The organism is Frigoribacterium sp. MEB024 (genome assembly GCF_000878135.1).
Taxonomy (GTDB): Bacteria; Actinomycetota; Actinomycetes; order Actinomycetales; family Microbacteriaceae; genus Frigoribacterium.
In genome coordinates, this window is record NZ_JXQZ01000001.1 from 218,329 (window position 1) to 234,565 (window position 16,237).

Sequence of the window (16,237 nt, forward strand, 5' to 3'; positions counted from 1 at the left end):
GATCGTCCCGGCTTCGTCGTGGCGGCGGGGCGTACGCTCACCGCATGTCCGTGGACGCCCGACACCCCTCGTGCTTCGAATTCGAGGCCCGCTTGTACGTCGTGCCGTCGTGGAGCGGTCACGGCGTGGCCGAGACCCGACGCAGCCTCGGTCCCCAGATGCCGGAGACCGGCCGAGGAGGCGCGGGGCCGGGCCGGTGGGCGACCCTCGGTGCCGTCGTCGGCGGTTCGTTCCTCGGGGGAGTAGCCGCGACGGTCTGGCGGGTCGACGGGCTCTGGGCCCTGTCGCTCATCGTCGTCCTGGGGGCCGTGGTGGGTGCCGTTCTCGCCATCGGCACGCGGACGATCTTTCGTGAGGGAACCGACGACCAGGTGCCTGCTGCCGATGCGACGAGCCCGTCGGACGGCCCCCTTCCGGTCGTCGAGGTTCCCTGGGACGTGGCCCGCGCGGCTCCCGAGGACTCCACCGGGGACGAACTCGTCCTCTGGTCGACCCTCACCAGCCGGTATCGCGACGCCCGTGAAGCCCTGGTCGCCGGCGGCGGTGACGACGACCGGTTCACCGATCCCCGCGAGGCCGGAGCACGGATCGCCGAGTGGGAGTCCGCCTACCGGACGGCCAGCCAGGACTACGAACCGGTGGCGCGCCTCCTCGGCTTTCCGCTTCCGTGAGATTCCGCCCTCTCTCGTCCCACGAGCCGGAGACGGAGAAAGCCCCGACCCGCGTGAGCGGATCGGGGCTTTCGGTTCAGTGGCGGGCGAACCCGCCGACTGACGGCGTCACGAGGACGCCACCGAGTCAGATGACGCGGATGTTCTCGGCCTGGAGGCCCTTGTTGCCCTGAGCCGTGTCGAACTCGACCTTCTGGTTCTCTTCCAGGTTGCGGTAGCCGTCGCCGGCGATCGCGGAGAAGTGCGCGAAGACGTCAGTGGTTCCGTCGTCGGGGGTGATGAAGCCGAAGCCCTTTTCGGAGTTGAACCACTTAACGGTGCCTGTTGCCATTTTTCTATTTCCTTCAATCAGAGTTGTCGATCTCGATTTCGAGATCGCTCGTCGCGGTGCCTTTTTGTCCGCTCCCTCTGAGAACGACGCCACCGTCGGAACCCCTCTCGGTGAGAGGAGGCCTTCGGCACGTCGCGAGATACAAATGCGTAACACAACAACCAGTGTCATCAGCGTAGTGCACGGATGCCTACGGGCACACCCTCTGGGCGGAACTCGTGTCGGCGTGTCGTCTCGAAGGCCGGACGAGGCAAGGAGAGCCACATCTCGTCGGCCTGGTTCTCGACGGGGCTGGTGCCGGATGTGGGACTCGAACCCACACGCCCTCACGGACAGAGCATTTTGAGTGCTCCGCGTCTGCCATTCCGCCAATCCGGCGCACAACAACCAGGTCGACAATACCGTAGGCTTCACGTCGTGAGTGACCAGGAAGCAACCCCAGCAGCACCCCGTCGCGTCGTCGTGGCCGAAGATGAGTCCCTCATCCGCCTCGACATCGTCGAGATCCTCCGCGACAACGGTTTCGAGGTGGTGGGCGAAGCCGGAGACGGCGAGACTGCGGTCGCCCTTGCGACCGAGCTGCGCCCCGACCTCGTCATCATGGACGTCAAGATGCCCCAGCTGGACGGCATCTCGGCCGCCGAGCGGCTCTCGAAGGCGCACATCGCGCCCGTCGTCCTGTTGACGGCCTTCAGCCAGAAAGAACTCGTCGAACGGGCGAGCGAAGCCGGCGCCCTCGCCTACGTCGTGAAGCCCTTCACGCCCAACGACCTGCTGCCCGCGATCGAGATCGCCCTCTCGCGGTACGCACAGATCATCACCCTCGAGGCCGAGGTCGCCGACCTGGTCGAGCGGTTCGAGACCCGCAAACTCGTCGACCGGGCCAAGGGCCTCCTCAACGAGAAGATGGGTCTCACCGAGCCCGAGGCCTTCCGCTGGATCCAGAAGGCGTCGATGGATCGACGCCTGACGATGCACGACGTGGCCCAGGCGATCATCGAACAGCTGAGCGCCAAGAAGTAGTCGTCCGCGACGAGAGAAGGCCCGCCCCGACGACCGGAGCGGGCCTTCTCCCGTCGGTGGCCTAGTCGCGAGCGTCCGTGAGGAAGTTCGTGATCCGCACCGTCGACAGGAGACGACCTCGATCGTCGGTCATGACGACCTGGTGCGTGGTGAGCGTGGAGCCGAGGTGCAGGGCCGTGCAGGTGCCCGTCACCCACCCCGTCGCCGCCGACCGACTGTGACTGGCGTTCAGTTCGATGCCCATGGCGACTCGGCCGGGTCCGGCGTGGACGTTCGCGGCCACCGACCCCAGGGTCTCCGCCAGGACGACGTGCGCGCCACCGTGCAGGATGCCGACCGGCTGCGTGTTGCCCTCCACGGGCATCCGGCCCACGGCCCGCTCGGCGCTCATCTCGTCGATGACGATGCCCATCTTCTCGGCCAGCGCGCCGACACCTCGACGGCGGAACAGCTCGACGGCGGCGTCGCTCAGGGACGCGTCCGAGGAGACGGTCCTCTCGGCGTCGTTCGGGACGGCGGACGGACTGCTCATGGCTCTCCGGGTGATCGGACCGAGGCGCCCGGCGACGGTGTCGGGGGTGCCCGCTAGGCTGACGTGGTGACGGACGACACGAAGCCTACCCTCCTGGTCATCGACGGCCATTCCCTTGCTTTCCGGGCGTTCTACGCCCTGCCGGTCGACAGTTTCGTGAATCGCGAAGGCCAGCACACCAACGCCATCCACGGCTTCATCTCGATGCTGCTCAGCCTGCTCAAGGCCGAGAAACCGACGCATCTCGCCGTCGCGTTCGACATCTCGCGTTTCTCCTTCCGCACCCGTGAGTACCCCGAGTACAAGGGCACTCGCTCAGAGACACCGCCCGAGTTCGTCGGCCAGATCCCGCTCCTGCAAGAGGCGCTGCACGCCATGGGCATCACCACGATCACCAAAGAGGACTTCGAGGCCGACGACATCCTCGCGACCCTCGCCTCCCGCGGTCGCGACGACGGGTACCGGGTGTTGGTGGTCTCCGGCGACCGTGACGCCATCCAGATGGTCAACGACGACGTCACGCTCCTCTACCCCTCGGCCCGCGGTGTCAGCGAGCTCACGCGGTACGACCGCGACAAGGTCTTCGAGCGGTACGGCATCGAGCCCCACCAGTACCCCGAGGTCGCCGCCCTGGTCGGCGAGACGAGCGACAACCTCATCGGCATCGACAAGGTGGGGGAGAAGACAGCCGTCAAGTGGATAAACCTCTACGGCGGTCTCGACGAGATCATCGCGCGGGCCGACGAGATCAAGGGCGTCGTCGGGCAGAAGCTCCGCGAGCAGAAAGAGAACGCCGTCCGCAACCGCCGACTGAACCGCCTCGTCACCGACGTCGACCTCCCGGTGGGCCCCGGCGACCTCGAACGCCGGGGCATCGACGAGGCCGCCGTTCGCGAGCTGTTCGACAAGCTGCAGTTCCGAACGCTGCTCGACCGCGTCCTGGCCTTGTCCGAGTCGGGCGACCCGTCGACGGCGAACGCGGGTGAGGCATCGGTGACAGCGGCCCCCGAGGGCCTCCCGGTCGTCCGGACCCTCATCGACGAAGAACTCGCCTTCTGGCTGAAGAAACACGCGTCCGACCCCGAGAAGCCCGTCGGCCTGACGGTCGAGTACGGGACGGACGGCATCGTCGGGCTCGGCATCTCGTCCCTCGACGAGTCGGCGTACGTGCCGTGGGCCGCCGGACGCGGCGACTACGTCGCCCTCGAGGCCTGGCTCGACGACGCCACACCCAAGGTGGTCCACGACGCGAAGCGGGCCTACAAGGCTCTCTCGCGCGCCGGCCTGACGCTGACCGGCATCGTCGGCGACCCCCGGGTCGCCGCCTGGCTGCTGCGCCCGGGCCGCACATCGTTCGCACTATCCGACCTCGTCTACGAGCAGCTGGGCGAGACCCTGCCCGTCGGTGACCCCAACCAGCTCGTGTCGGCCGACGACGACGTCAACGTGGCATCCGAGGCCTGGTACGTCCTCCGGCTCTCCGAGTCGTTCGTGGCCGCCCTCGACGAAGGCTCCCGACGAGTGCTCACCGAGATCGAACTGCCGCTCGTGCCGGTGCTCGGCGACATGGAGCTCACGGGCGTCGCGGCGGACCGCGACACCCTCAAGGCACTCTCGCTGCGTCTGGGTGAACGGGCCGGCGAGCTGGCCACGGCGGCCTTCGCCGAGATCGGCCGCGAGGTCAACCTCGGCTCACCCAAGCAGCTGCAAGAGGTACTGTTCGAACAGCTCGAGATGCCCAAGACCCGGGCGACCAAGACGGGCTACTCGACCGACGCCGCCTCCTTGGCCGATCTGCAAGAGAAGCACCCGCACCCCTTCCTCGACCTGCTGTTGAAGCACCGCGACGCGACGAAGCTGCGCCAGATCATCGAGACCCTCGAGAAGTCGATCGCCGACGACGCCCGCATCCACACGACCTACGACCAGACGGGCACGACGACCGGGCGCATCTCGTCCGTCGACCCCAACCTCCAGAACATCCCGGTCAAGGCCGCCGTCGGGCGAGAGATCCGCGCCGCGTTCGTGCACGGGCCCGACTACGAGACGCTCCTCACGGCCGACTACTCGCAGATCGAGATGCGCATCATGGCGCACCTCTCGGGTGACGAGGGGCTGATCCAGGCGTTCAACGAGGGCGAGGACTTGCACCGGTTCGTCGGTGCCCGCATCTTCGGGGTGGAACCCGCCGACGTCAGCCCTGCCATGCGCACCAAGGTCAAGGCCATGTCCTACGGCCTCGCCTACGGGCTCAGCGCCTTCGGCCTGTCGAAGCAGCTGCGCATCGAGACGGCAGAGGCACGCCAGCTCATGACCGACTACTTCGCCCGTTTCGGTGCCGTACGCGATTACCTCCGCAACGTCGTCGAGCAGGCTCGCGAAGACGGCTACACCGAGACCATCTACGGTCGGCGCCGCCCGTTCGCCGACCTCAAGTCCCCCAACCGCGTCCTGCGCGAGAACGCCGAGCGGGCCGCGTTGAACGCGCCGATCCAGGGCTCGGCGGCCGACATCATGAAGATCGCGATGCTCGGCGTCCGGTCCGAACTCGACGAGCGAGAGATGGGCTCGCGCGTCCTGCTGCAGGTGCACGACGAACTCATCGTCGAGGTCGCACCGGGCGAGGTCGACGACGTGCAAGAGATCGTCAGCCGACGCATGAGCAGCGCGGCCGACCTGCGTGTGCCGCTCGACGTCAGCGTCGGCCTCGGCGAGAGCTGGGACGCAGCAGCCCACTGACCAGACGACGTCCGTACCCGAGAGGCCGACCACCCGAGGTCGCCTCCAGGCCGTGGTCGGCGACGGCGGGCCGGCTGGTCCTGCGGTTCCGAACCCGCGCCTCCTCGTGTCCCTCCGCTCAGGCCCCCGCTCGGGCACGTGATGCCCGTTCCTCGGGTCATCGGCTGCCCATCGGGCAGTGAAACACCCTCGACCCGGGCACAAACGGACACGACACGCGGCACAGACTTGACCGGGCCACACAAACGGACTTATATAAGCGCAGATCAACAGCAGTTGAACTCCTTCCGCACTTCCGCACCACCGGTCAGCTCCTCGAGGCTGCCGTGCAGTCCGACGACGAGGTCTCTCATGTACGCACCGGAGCGTCACCAGCAGATCCTCGACACCGCCCTGTCCCGGGGCCGCGTCGAGGTCGCCGGTCTCGCACGAGAGCTCTCGGTCGCGCCCGAGACCGTGCGCCGCGATCTGACCGCCCTCGAGCGCCGGGGAGTCCTCCGCCGCGTGCACGGAGGCGCCATCGCCGTCGAGCGCCTCGGCATCGAGCCGCCCGTGGTCGACCGAGAGGGCACGGCCGCGTCCGAGAAGGAGCGCATCGCCCGGGCTGCCCTCGACGAGCTGCCCGACGGCGGCTCGATCATCGTCGACGCCGGCACCTCCACCATCCGTCTCGCCGAACTGCTGCCCCTCGATCGCGAGCTGACCGTGGTCACGCACTCCCTCGCCGTCGCCACCATCCTGATCAGCCGACCGAACGTCACCCTGCACCTCCTCGGTGGTCTCATCCGGACGCGCACGTACTCGGCGGTGGGGGACTGGACGCGGGCCCAGATCGCCGACGTCTTCGCCGACGTCTCGTTCATCGGCACCAACGGCGTCTCGGTCGAGCGCGGCATCAGCACCCCCGATCTGGCGGAGGCGCGGGTCAAGCGCGCACTCATCGCCGCGTCACGGCGGACCGTCGTCCTCGCCGACCACACCAAGTTCGGTCGCGAGGACTTCGCCAAGGTCGCTCCGCTCACCGACGTCGACACCGTCATCACCGACTCCGGCGTGGACGCCGAGTTGGCCGACGACGTCGAACAGGCCGGCCCCAGGGTCGTGATCGCATGACGCGAGTCCGACCGGCCACCCCCGAACCCCTCCGACGCACCACAGCACCTCACACCCCCTCCACCACCCCACATCCCTCTCGTCGCCGAGAGCAACAAGGAGAAGTCCTCACCATGTCCGAATTCACCCCCACCGTCACCGGTACGGGAGCCCGAGCACGCGTCCAGCGCTTCGGTGGCTTCCTGGCCGGCATGATCATGCCGAACATCGGCGCCTTCATCGCCTGGGGCCTCATCACGGCCCTCTTCATCCAGACCGGTTGGACGCCGGTTCCCCAGCTCGGCGGCTTCGGCGAGATGTCGGACGGCACGCCGTGGCCCGGTCTCGTCGGCCCGATCATCAAGTACCTCCTGCCGATCCTGATCGCCTACACGGGTGGTCGCATGGTCCACGGTCAGCGCGGTGCCGTCATCGGCGCCGTCGCCGTCATGGGCGTCATCGTCGCGACCGACGTGCCGCAGTTCCTCGGCGCGATGATCGTCGGCCCGCTCGCCGCCTGGGTCCTGAAGCAGTTCGACAAGCTCGTCGACGGCCGCATCAAGTCCGGCTTCGAGATGCTCGTCAACAACTTCTCGCTCGGCATCATCGGTGGCGCCATGGGCGTCCTGGCCTTCTTCGGCCTGGCCCCGGTCACCACGGCGATCACGAACGTCTTCGGTGGCGCCGTCGGGTTCCTCGTCGACCGCGGCCTCCTGCCCCTGGCGTCGATCATCATCGAGCCCGCCAAGGTGCTGTTCCTCAACAACGCCATCAACCAGGGCATCCTGACCCCGCTCGGTGGCACGCAGGTGCAAGAGGCCGGCAAGTCGATCCTCTTCATGCTCGAGTCGAACCCCGGCCCGGGCCTCGGCATCCTCCTCGCGTACCTCTTCTTCGGTCCCCGTGCCATCCGCCCCTCGGCGCCGGCCGCGATCATCGTCCACTTCTTCGGTGGCATCCACGAGATCTACTTCCCGTACGTGCTCATGAAGCCGATCCTGCTCGTCGCCGCCGTCCTCGGTGGTGCGACCGGCATCGCGACCTTCGCGCTCTTCAACGTCGGCCTCGTCGGTCCCGCCTCGCCCGGCAGCATCATCGCCTACACGCTCGTCGCCGCCCGCGGGGACCTTCTCCCGATCTACCTGGGTATCCTGCTCTCGGCGGCCGTCTCGTTCGTCGTCTCGTCCCTCCTGATGGGCTTCGGCCGCAAGGAGAACCGCGAGGCCCGTGCCGAGGACACCGCCGCACAAGAGCAGGCTCTCGCCGACGCCCAGGCCGCCACCGCGGCCAACAAGGCCACCAGCAAGGGCACCGCGGCACCCACCGCCTAGCCCGCTCGCACCACCAGTCAGCACCACCACCACACAAGGAGAAGGTCATGGCAACCCTCGACGGTTCCAGCATCAAGAAACTCATCGTCGCGTGCGACGCGGGCATGGGCAGCAGCGTCATGCTGGCGTCCACGCTCAAGAAGCAGCTGAAGAAGAGCGGTGTCACCGTCGAGCACTCGCCCGTCGCGTCGATCCCGTCGGATGCCGACGTCGTCGTCACCCAGAACAACCTGGCCGAGCGCGCCCGCGGTGTCGTGCCGAACGTGCCCGTCGTGCCGTTCCAGCTGTTCATGGGAGACCCCAACGTCGCCAAGATCGTCAAGGCGATCCAGGACGGCTCGACGGTCGAGGTCTGACGATGACCGACCAGCAGGCACCCGAGCTCTCGGCGCTCCTCGCCGAGTCGTCCATCCGACTCGACGAGGTCGCCGCCTCGCGTGACGAGGCCATCCGCAAGACGGGTCAGGCGCTCATCGACGCGGGCGCGATCGACGAGACGTACGTCGACGCGATGTTCGAGCGTGAGAACTCGGTGTCCACCTACGTCGGCGAGGGTGTGGCGATCCCGCACGGCACCCTCGCCGGCAAGGACTCGGTCAAAGAGGACGCCCTCGTCGTCCTGCGGTTCCCGACCCCGGTCGACTGGGACGGCAACGAGGTCTCGGTCACGGTCGGCATCGCCGCCAAGGGCAACGGCCACATCGCGATCCTCAGCCAGCTGGCCAGCATCCTGATGGACCCCGACAAGGCCGCCGCCCTGCGCGGGTCGACCACGACCGCCGAGGTCTACGAGTTGCTCGCGTCGACCGACGACGACGACTGACCCCCACCCCCTCCAGAGGAGAAGACATGCCAGAACGTTCCGTCACCATCGCCTCGAGCGTCGGGCTGCACGCCCGTCCCGCCTCGTTGTTCAGCCAGGCCGCCGGCAAGACCGGCGCCAAGGTCACGTTGACCTCCGCAGCCGGCAAGAGCGTCAACGCCGCGAGCATCCTCGGCGTGCTCTCGCTGGGCATCGGCCACGGTGAAGAGGTCGTCGTCGCGACCGAGGGCGACAACGCCGAGGCCGCCCTCGACGAGCTCGTCGCGCTCCTCGCGACCGACCTCGATAAAGAGTAGGCACCAGCACCGACACGGGACGCCCGCCGACGAGAGTCGGCGGGCGTCCCGTTCGTCGTGGGAGCCGAGGAGGCGCGGTGCGGGGCCCCCTGCACCGCGCCTCCTGCGTCACTAGGCTCGTCGGCATGACCGATGCCGCGACGACGCCGACCCCTCGCACACCGACCCCCGTGGACGGGGTCGCCGAACGATGGGTGGACACCCTCTGCGAGCTCGACCCCACGACCGCCACCTGGATCGGTCGTGAGGGCCGGACGGGTGAGTACGGCGACTACTCGCCCGACGGTCATGCCCGACGCGTCGAGGCCGTCCGGGCCACGTTGGCCGAACTGCGGTCCACCACTCCCGTGGACGACGTCGACCGGGTCACCCGGGACGACCTGACGAACGAGCTCGAGCTCGAGCTGCTCTACGCCGAACAGCGACTCGAGTTGCGCGACCTCAGCGTGATCGCGTCGCCGGCCCAGGGCATCCGCGACGTGTTCGACCTCATGCCCACTGCATCCGAGGGCGACTGGGGCGACGTCGCGACCCGTCTCGGTCGGGTCCGGACCGCCGTCGACCAGTACGTCGAGACGTTGCGCGCGGGCATCGCCGGGGGAGTCACCCCCGCCCGGCGCCAGGTCGAGAAGGTGGCCGAGCAGTGTGCTCGCATCGGTGCCGGAGACGGCTTCTTCGCCGAGTTCGTGCGGGGCGCCCGGCTCGGTGACGGCACCGAACCCGGAAGGGCGCTCGGCAGGGACCTCACGTCGGGCGCCTCCTCGGCGGCGGAGGCCTACGTCGGCCTCCGACGCTTCCTGCTCGACGAGCTGCTCCCCGCGGCGACCGCCGACGACGCCGTCGGGCGCGACGCCTACGCTCTCCACTCGCGACGCTTCCTCGGAGCGACGGTCGACCTCGACGAGACCTACGAGTGGGGGATCGACGAGCTCGCCCGGATGACGGCCGAACAAGAAGAGGTCGCCCGGCAGATCGAACCCGGGGCGTCGGTCTCCCGGGCCATCGAGCTGCTCGACGCCGACCCCGCGCGCCAGCTCGACGGCACCGACGCGCTCCGCGCCTGGATGCAGGAACTCAGCGACCGCGCGGTCGCCGAGCTGGGCCGAGACCAGTTCGACATCCCCGAGCCCGTCCGCCGGCTCGAGTGCCGCATCGCACCGACTAAGGACGGCGGCATCTACTACACGAGCCCCAGCGACGACTTCTCGCGTCCCGGACGCATGTGGTGGTCCGTGCCCGAGGGGGTCACTCGCTTCGGCACGTGGCGCGAGACGACGACGGTCTTCCACGAGGGGGTCCCCGGCCACCATCTCCAACTCGGTCAGGCCGTCCACAACCGGGCCACGCTGAACACGTGGCGTCGACAGCTGGCCGGCACCTCGGGGCACGCCGAGGGCTGGGCCCTGTACGCGGAACGGCTCATGGACGAGCTCGGTTGGCTGGGCGACCCGGGCGACCGGCTGGGCATGCTCGACGGTCAGCGCATGCGTGCCGCGCGTGTGGTGCTCGACATCGGGGTCCACCTCGGCAAGCCGTTCCCCGGCGGCGGCGGGTCGTGGGACGCGACGAACGCCTTCGCCTTCATGTCGGACAACGTCAACATGGACACCGAGTTCGTGCGCTTCGAGGTCGACAGATACCTCGGCTGGCCGGGGCAGGCGCCGTCGTACAAGGTCGGTCAGCGCATCTGGGAAGACCTCCGCGCCGAACGCGCCCGTCGAGACGGCGCGGCCTTCGACGTCAAGGCCTTCCACCGGGACGCCCTGGGGCTGGGCGGGGTCGGGCTCGACACGCTGCGGCGGGCGCTGCTGTCCTGAGTCGTCGCGACCGCCGACACGCCGTTGCCCGCACCTGCGGCACCGCGCTAAGATCATCGAGCGCTATCTGCGTCGATCTTTCCGCACGCCGCGTTCGACACACCCTCCCGAACACCGTTCGAGGGGCGAACACGGCCCGATTCATGCCCGTACTGGAGCACTAACTACATGACAACCGTAACGACCAAGGCACCCAAGCAGGTCGCCATCAACGACATCGGATCCGCTGATGACTTCCTGGCCGCGGTCGAGAAGACCCTGAAGTTCTTCAACGACGGCGACCTCATCGAGGGCACCGTCGTGAAGATCGACCGCGACGAGGTCCTCCTCGACGTCGGCTACAAGACCGAGGGCGTCATCCCCTCGCGCGAACTCTCGATCAAGCACGACGTCGACCCCACCGAGGTCGTCGAGGTCGGCGACACGGTCGAAGCCCTCGTCCTCCAGAAGGAAGACAAAGAAGGCCGTCTGATCCTGTCCAAGAAGCGCGCTCAGTACGAGCGTGCCTGGGGCGACGTGGAGAAGATCAAGGACGCCGACGGCGTCGTCACCGGTACGGTCATCGAGGTCGTCAAGGGTGGCCTCATCGTCGACATCGGCCTCCGCGGCTTCCTCCCCGCATCGCTCATCGAGTTGCGCCGTGTCCGCGACCTCACGCCCTACCTGGGCCAAGAGATCGAGGCCAAGATCCTCGAGCTCGACAAGAACCGCAACAACGTGGTCCTGTCGCGCCGTGCCCTGCTCGAGCAGACGCAGTCCGAGAGCCGCACGACCTTCCTCAACAACCTCCACAAGGGCCAGGTCCGCAAGGGCGTCGTCTCGTCGATCGTCAACTTCGGTGCGTTCGTCGACCTGGGCGGCGTGGACGGCCTCGTCCACGTCTCCGAGCTCAGCTGGAAGCACATCGAGCACGCCAGCGAGGTCGTCGAGGTGGGCCAGGAGGTCACCGTCGAGATCCTCGAGGTCGACCTCGACCGTGAGCGCGTGTCGCTCTCGCTCAAGGCCACCCAGGAAGACCCGTGGCAGGTGTTCGCCCGTACGCACGCGATCGGTCAGGTCGCTCCGGGCAAGGTCACCAAGCTCGTCCCCTTCGGTGCGTTCGTCCGCGTGGCCGACGGCATCGAGGGTCTCGTGCACATCTCCGAGCTGTCGGCGAAGCACGTCGAGCTGGCCGAGCAGGTCGTCGCCGTCGGCGACGAGGTGTTCGTCAAGGTCATCGACATCGATCTCGACCGCCGTCGCATCTCGCTGAGCCTCAAGCAGGCCAACGAGGGCGTCGACCCCGAAGGCACCGAGTTCGACCCGGCGCTCTACGGCATGCTCACCGAGTACGACGACCAGGGCAACTACAAGTACCCCGAGGGCTTCGACCCCGAGACGAACGAGTGGCGCGAAGGCTTCGACTCGCAGCGCGAGAAGTGGGAGCAGGACTACGCTGCCGCCCAGGCGCGCTGGGAAGCCCACAAGAAGCAGGTCGCTGCCTCGCTCGTCGAAGAGACGACGTTCGACGCTCCCACGGGTTCGTCGTTCTCGGCCGAGTCCGCTTCGGGCGCCGGCACCCTCGCCGACGACGAGTCGCTCGCCGCTCTGCGCGAGAAGCTGTCGAACAACAACTGAGTCCGTCCGGTCTCGACCAGAAGGCGGTTCCCCCTCGGGGGAGCCGCCTTCCGGCGTTTCCGGCGTAGTCTCGACGTCGTGTTCGTGTGTGGATTGACCGGTGGCATCGCCGCCGGCAAGTCGGTCGTGGCCCGTCGACTCGCCGAACGGGGCGCGGCGCACATCGATGCCGACGCCCTCGCACGCGAGGTGGTCGAGCCCGGATCGGTGGGACTCGCGGCCGTCGTCGACCGCTTCGGATCCGACGTCCTGCAGCCCGACGGCTCCCTCGACCGAGCCGCCCTGGGGGCGATCGTCTTCGCCGACCCCGCCGCACGCCGTGATCTCGAGGGGATCACCCACCCGGCCGTACACGAGCTCTCCGCCCGGCGCATGTCCGACGCCGTCGCCGACGACGCGGGTCGCGTCGTCGTCTACGACGTGCCGTTGCTCGTCGAATCACGGGGGACCGACGGCTTCGACGTGATCGTCGTCGTGAACGCCCCGCGCGAGGTCCGCCTGAGGCGACTCGTGGAACTGCGCGGGATGAACGACGAGGAGGCGCGGCGGCGTGTGGACGCGCAGGCGGACGACCGGACGCGACTCGCCGTGGCAGACCTCGTCGTCGACTCCTCGGGTTCGCTCGAGCACACCCTGGAGCAGGCTGACGACCTCTACGATCGACTGCGTTCGCTGTCAGCGGCGAAGCAGGCGGCCTCCCACGACACGAGTGTCGGTGGTCCCTCGTAAGCTGGAATCCATGGAACCGACCCGCAGTGTGCGCCCGTTCGAAGTCATCAGTGAGTTCGAGCCCAGCGGCGACCAGCCGGCCGCCATCGCCGAACTGGCGGGGCGCATCAACGCCGGCGAGACCGACGTCGTGCTGCTCGGTGCCACCGGAACGGGCAAGTCGGCGACCACCGCCTGGCTCGTCGAGCAGGTGCAACGGCCCACGCTCGTGCTGGCCCACAACAAGACGCTCGCGGCCCAGTTGGCGAACGAGTTCCGCTCGCTGTTCCCGAACAACGCCGTCGAGTACTTCGTCTCGTACTACGACTACTACCAGCCCGAGGCCTACGTCCCGCAGACCGACACGTTCATCGAGAAGGACAGCTCGGTCAACGCCGAGGTCGAGCGGTTGCGTCACTCGACGACGAACTCGCTGCTGAGCCGACGTGACGTCATCGTCGTCTCGACGGTCTCCTGCATCTACGGTCTCGGCACTCCCGAGGGCTACATGGAGGCCATGATCGCCCTTCAGGTCGGCATGCGGATCGATCGCGAGACGCTGATCCGCCGGTTCGTCTCGATGCAGTACCAGCGCAACGACATCGATTTCTCCCGCGGCAACTTCCGCGTACGCGGAGACACGATCGAGATCATCCCCATGTACGAAGAGCTGGCCATCCGCATCGAGATGTTCGGCGACGAGGTGGAGGCTCTGTACGCCCTCCACCCGCTCACGGGCGACGTCGTCAAGACGATGGACGCCGTCTCGGTCTTCCCCGGTTCGCACTACGTCGCGGGCACCGACGTCATGCACCGCGCCATCGGCACCATCAAGGACGAACTCGCCACCCGCCTGGACGAGCTCGACAAGCAGGGAAAGCTCCTCGAGTCCCAGCGCCTGCGCATGCGCACGACCTTCGACCTCGAGATGATGGAACAGATCGGCTTCTGCAACGGCATCGAGAACTACTCCGCGCACATCGACGGCCGGTCGCCCGGCGAGGCGCCCCACTGCCTGCTCGACTACTTCCCCGACGACCTGCTCGTGGTGATCGACGAGTCGCACGTCACCGTGCCCCAGATCGGTGCCATGTACGAGGGAGACGCTTCGCGCAAGCGCACCCTCGTCGACCACGGGTTCAGGCTTCCCAGTGCCCTCGACAACAGGCCGCTCAAGTTCGAGGAGTTCCTCGACCGGGTCGGCCAGAAGGTCTACCTCTCGGCGACACCGGGCAAATACGAGCTGGGCATCACCGACAGCGTGGTCGAGCAGATCATCCGACCCACCGGGCTCATCGATCCCGAGATCGTGGTGAAGCCGTCCGCGGGCCAGATCGACGACCTGCTCGAAGAGATCCGCACGCGGGTCGAGATCGACGAACGCGTCCTGGTCACCACCCTGACCAAGAAGATGGCCGAAGAACTCACCGACTTCCTCACCGAGGCGGGTGTGCGGGTGCGGTATCTGCACTCCGACGTCGACACTCTCCGGCGGGTCGAACTCCTCACCGAACTGCGACAGGGCGTCTACGACGTGCTCGTCGGCATCAACCTGCTCCGTGAGGGCCTCGACCTCCCCGAGGTGTCGCTCGTCGCGATCCTCGATGCAGACAAAGAAGGCTTCCTCCGTTCGTCGACGTCCCTCATCCAGACCATCGGCCGCGCGGCCCGCAACGTCTCGGGTCAGGTGCACATGTACGCCGACGTGATGACCGACTCCATGAAACAGGCTCTCGAAGAGACCGATCGTCGTCGCGAGAAGCAGGTCGCCTACAACCTCGAGAGGGGCATCGACCCTCAACCACTCCGCAAGAAGATCGCCGACATCACCGAGGTCCTGGCCCGCGAGGGTGCCGACACCGCACGCCTCCTCGCGGATCGCCAGGGCGGCAAGCGCGCCCCGACGCCGAACCTCCGCCGCGAGGGCAAGGCTGCCAGCGCGGCGAACGGCCTCGAAGCCATCATCGCCGACCTCAACGAGCAGATGCTGCAGGCCTCCGCCGAGCTCAAGTTCGAGTTGGCGGGTCGGCTCCGCGACGAGGTCGCCGACCTGAAGAAAGACCTGCGGCAGATGGAGGCTGCCGGTCATGCCCGGTGATCGTCGCCGCGTCGTCGTCACGGGTGCGACGGCGGGGCTCGGCTACTACTCCGCCGAGCGGCTCGTCACGGCCGGTCATCAGGTCGTCCTCGCGGCTCGCGACGCCGAGAGGGCCGTCCGGGCCGCCGATCTCCTCCGCAGCCGCGTGTCCGGGGCGGACGTCGACACGGTCGCGCTCGACCTGGCCGACCTCGCGTCGGTCCGCTCTGGTGCGTCCGCCATCGCCGCCGGCGGACCGGTCGACGGCCTCCTGGCCAATGCGGGCGTCGTCGGCTCCCGTCGGCGTCAGGCGACGACCGACGGATTCGAACTCCAATTCGGCACCAACCATCTCGGCCACTTCGCCCTGGTCTCGCACCTCATGCCGGCCCTCGAGTCGGCAGGGCGGGCTCGCGTCGTGCACCTCGGCAGCATCAGCCACCGGTGGGTGCGACTCGACCTCGACGACCCCATGATGGTCTCGAGCTACTCCGGGGCCGTCGCCTACGCGCGATCCAAGCTGGCGGTCATGACCTTCGGCTTCGACCTCGATCGTCGCCTTCGAGCCGCCGGATCGTCGGTCTCCAGCGTCGTCGCCCACCCCGGGTTCTCCTGGGACTCTCTCAGCGACCCGCGTCCGCCCGTCGTCGAACCCCATCGCCCTCCCGCCGTCCTCACCTCGATGATGCACACCTTCTCCCAGGGAAAAGAGGTCGGAGCAGAGCCACTGGTCCAGGCCGTCGTGGGCGAAGACGTCGTCGGCGGGGAATACTGGGGTCCGGCCGGATGGTTCCAACTGACCGGCGCGCCGGCTCGTGTTCCCGCCAAACGTCACACCCGCGACGAGTCGGTCGCAGCCCGTCTGTGGCAGGTGTCGGCCGACCTGACGGGGGTCCAACCCGTCATCTCGTCCTCGGCCCCCTGACCCGGCGCCGCCGGCCGTACCTCCTGCGGGCCCGCCCGCCACGACGACGAGCGTCGTCCACATCGACAGAATGGTAAGAGTGTCCATCTCACCTGTAGAAGGTTCCTCCACGCTGAGCGTCCGGGGTGCCCGTGTGCACAACCTGGACAACGTCGACCTCGAGATCCCGCGTGACTCGTTGGTCGTCTTCACCGGGTTGTCCGGCTCCGGCAAGTCGTCCCTCGCATTCGACACGATCTTCGCCGAGGGTCAGAG

At 68.0% G+C, this 16,237-nt stretch carries 15 protein-coding genes, 1 tRNA gene and 1 pseudogene; 14 read left to right on the forward strand and 3 right to left on the reverse strand.

Annotation, left to right across the window (positions count from 1 at the left end):
* The first annotated feature begins 44 nt into the window (after nucleotides 1-44).
* Nucleotides 45-671: a hypothetical protein gene (locus tag SZ60_RS00970; RefSeq protein ID WP_043592791.1), complete on the forward strand. Its 627-nt coding sequence runs from the start codon at nucleotides 45-47 to the stop codon at nucleotides 669-671.
* 127 nt (nucleotides 672-798) lie between these two features.
* Here SZ60_RS00970 and SZ60_RS00975 read toward each other — a convergent pair whose 3' ends face one another.
* Together SZ60_RS00975 and SZ60_RS00980 are read right to left on the reverse strand one after the other, a co-directional pair.
* Nucleotides 799-1,002: a cold-shock protein gene (locus tag SZ60_RS00975; protein ID WP_043592793.1), complete on the reverse strand. Its 204-nt coding sequence runs from the start codon at nucleotides 1,000-1,002 to the stop codon at nucleotides 799-801.
* Between the two features lie 292 nt (nucleotides 1,003-1,294).
* Nucleotides 1,295-1,380: transfer RNA gene (locus SZ60_RS00980), tRNA-Leu, on the reverse strand.
* 39 nt (nucleotides 1,381-1,419) lie between these two features.
* Here SZ60_RS00980 and SZ60_RS00985 point away from each other — a divergent pair.
* On the forward strand, nucleotides 1,420-2,025 hold the full coding sequence (locus SZ60_RS00985) for an ANTAR domain-containing response regulator (protein WP_043592796.1): 606 nt from the start codon (nucleotides 1,420-1,422) through the stop codon (nucleotides 2,023-2,025).
* Nucleotides 2,026-2,086: 61 nt separating this feature from the next.
* Here the strand turns inward: SZ60_RS00985 and SZ60_RS00990 are convergent, their stop codons facing one another.
* Nucleotides 2,087-2,437 (reverse strand): PaaI family thioesterase, encoded by a 351-nt coding sequence (locus SZ60_RS00990; protein WP_231567018.1) that lies wholly within the window; start codon nucleotides 2,435-2,437, stop codon nucleotides 2,087-2,089.
* 186 nt (nucleotides 2,438-2,623) lie between these two features.
* Here SZ60_RS00990 and polA point away from each other — a divergent pair, with 186 nt between their 5' ends.
* The 12 genes and pseudogenes from polA to SZ60_RS17350 form a co-directional block, all read left to right on the forward strand.
* Complete coding sequence (gene polA / locus SZ60_RS00995; RefSeq protein WP_043592797.1) at nucleotides 2,624-5,296, forward strand: DNA polymerase I; 2,673 nt, start codon at nucleotides 2,624-2,626, stop codon at nucleotides 5,294-5,296.
* Nucleotides 5,297-5,647: 351 nt separating this feature from the next.
* Nucleotides 5,648-6,409, forward strand: a complete 762-nt coding sequence (locus tag SZ60_RS01000) for a DeoR/GlpR family DNA-binding transcription regulator (protein WP_043592798.1) — start codon at nucleotides 5,648-5,650, stop codon at nucleotides 6,407-6,409.
* A 113-nt stretch (nucleotides 6,410-6,522) separates the two neighbouring features.
* Entirely contained in the window at nucleotides 6,523-7,719 is a 1,197-nt protein-coding gene (locus SZ60_RS17625) for a PTS mannitol transporter subunit IICB (RefSeq protein WP_052505062.1), read from the forward strand.
* A gap of 47 nt (nucleotides 7,720-7,766) precedes the next feature.
* The gene (locus SZ60_RS17630) at nucleotides 7,767-8,075 is read left to right on the forward strand and encodes a PTS lactose transporter subunit IIB (protein WP_043592799.1); all 309 of its coding nucleotides are present in this window, start codon (nucleotides 7,767-7,769) and stop codon (nucleotides 8,073-8,075) included.
* A gap of 2 nt (nucleotides 8,076-8,077) precedes the next feature.
* Nucleotides 8,078-8,542: a PTS sugar transporter subunit IIA gene (locus tag SZ60_RS17635; RefSeq protein ID WP_043592800.1), complete on the forward strand. Its 465-nt coding sequence runs from the start codon at nucleotides 8,078-8,080 to the stop codon at nucleotides 8,540-8,542.
* A gap of 26 nt (nucleotides 8,543-8,568) precedes the next feature.
* On the forward strand, nucleotides 8,569-8,838 hold the full coding sequence (locus SZ60_RS01020; RefSeq protein ID WP_043592801.1) for an HPr family phosphocarrier protein: 270 nt from the start codon (nucleotides 8,569-8,571) through the stop codon (nucleotides 8,836-8,838).
* A gap of 125 nt (nucleotides 8,839-8,963) precedes the next feature.
* Entirely contained in the window at nucleotides 8,964-10,655 is a 1,692-nt protein-coding gene (locus SZ60_RS01025; protein ID WP_043592803.1) for a DUF885 domain-containing protein, read from the forward strand.
* Between the two features lie 168 nt (nucleotides 10,656-10,823).
* The gene (gene rpsA, locus SZ60_RS01030) at nucleotides 10,824-12,272 is read left to right on the forward strand and encodes a 30S ribosomal protein S1 (protein ID WP_043592805.1); all 1,449 of its coding nucleotides are present in this window, start codon (nucleotides 10,824-10,826) and stop codon (nucleotides 12,270-12,272) included.
* Between the two features lie 78 nt (nucleotides 12,273-12,350).
* Nucleotides 12,351-13,001, forward strand: a complete 651-nt coding sequence (coaE, locus tag SZ60_RS01035; protein WP_043592807.1) for a dephospho-CoA kinase — start codon at nucleotides 12,351-12,353, stop codon at nucleotides 12,999-13,001.
* Nucleotides 13,002-13,011: 10 nt separating this feature from the next.
* Nucleotides 13,012-15,078 (forward strand): excinuclease ABC subunit UvrB, encoded by a 2,067-nt coding sequence (gene uvrB / locus SZ60_RS01040; RefSeq protein ID WP_043592809.1) that lies wholly within the window; start codon nucleotides 13,012-13,014, stop codon nucleotides 15,076-15,078.
* Nucleotides 15,068-15,982: an SDR family NAD(P)-dependent oxidoreductase gene (locus tag SZ60_RS01045; protein ID WP_043592811.1), complete on the forward strand. Its 915-nt coding sequence runs from the start codon at nucleotides 15,068-15,070 to the stop codon at nucleotides 15,980-15,982. The genes uvrB and SZ60_RS01045 overlap by 11 nt, the downstream gene beginning before the upstream one ends.
* A 70-nt stretch (nucleotides 15,983-16,052) precedes the next feature.
* A pseudogene (locus SZ60_RS17350) lies at nucleotides 16,053-16,237 on the forward strand (hypothetical protein); the annotation flags it as partial.

Bases quoted from the DNA above. Each gene is read 5' to 3' on its own strand.
- SZ60_RS00970 (WP_043592791.1), top strand. From the start codon at position 45: ATGTCCGTGGACGCCCGACACCCCTCGTGCTTCGAATTCGAGGCCCGC.
- SZ60_RS00975 (WP_043592793.1), bottom strand. From the start codon at position 1,002: ATGGCAACAGGCACCGTTAAGTGGTTCAACTCCGAAAAGGGCTTCGGC.
- SZ60_RS00990 (WP_231567018.1), bottom strand. From the start codon at position 2,437: ATGGGCATCGTCATCGACGAGATGAGCGCCGAGCGGGCCGTGGGCCGG.
- SZ60_RS01000 (WP_043592798.1), top strand. From the start codon at position 5,648: ATGTACGCACCGGAGCGTCACCAGCAGATCCTCGACACCGCCCTGTCC.
- SZ60_RS17625 (WP_052505062.1), top strand. From the start codon at position 6,523: ATGTCCGAATTCACCCCCACCGTCACCGGTACGGGAGCCCGAGCACGC.
- SZ60_RS17630 (WP_043592799.1), top strand. From the start codon at position 7,767: ATGGCAACCCTCGACGGTTCCAGCATCAAGAAACTCATCGTCGCGTGC.
- SZ60_RS17635 (WP_043592800.1), top strand. From the start codon at position 8,078: ATGACCGACCAGCAGGCACCCGAGCTCTCGGCGCTCCTCGCCGAGTCG.
- SZ60_RS01020 (WP_043592801.1), top strand. From the start codon at position 8,569: ATGCCAGAACGTTCCGTCACCATCGCCTCGAGCGTCGGGCTGCACGCC.
- SZ60_RS01025 (WP_043592803.1), top strand. From the start codon at position 8,964: ATGACCGATGCCGCGACGACGCCGACCCCTCGCACACCGACCCCCGTG.
- rpsA (WP_043592805.1), top strand. From the start codon at position 10,824: ATGACAACCGTAACGACCAAGGCACCCAAGCAGGTCGCCATCAACGAC.
- uvrB (WP_043592809.1), top strand. From the start codon at position 13,012: ATGGAACCGACCCGCAGTGTGCGCCCGTTCGAAGTCATCAGTGAGTTC.
- SZ60_RS01045 (WP_043592811.1), top strand. From the start codon at position 15,068: ATGCCCGGTGATCGTCGCCGCGTCGTCGTCACGGGTGCGACGGCGGGG.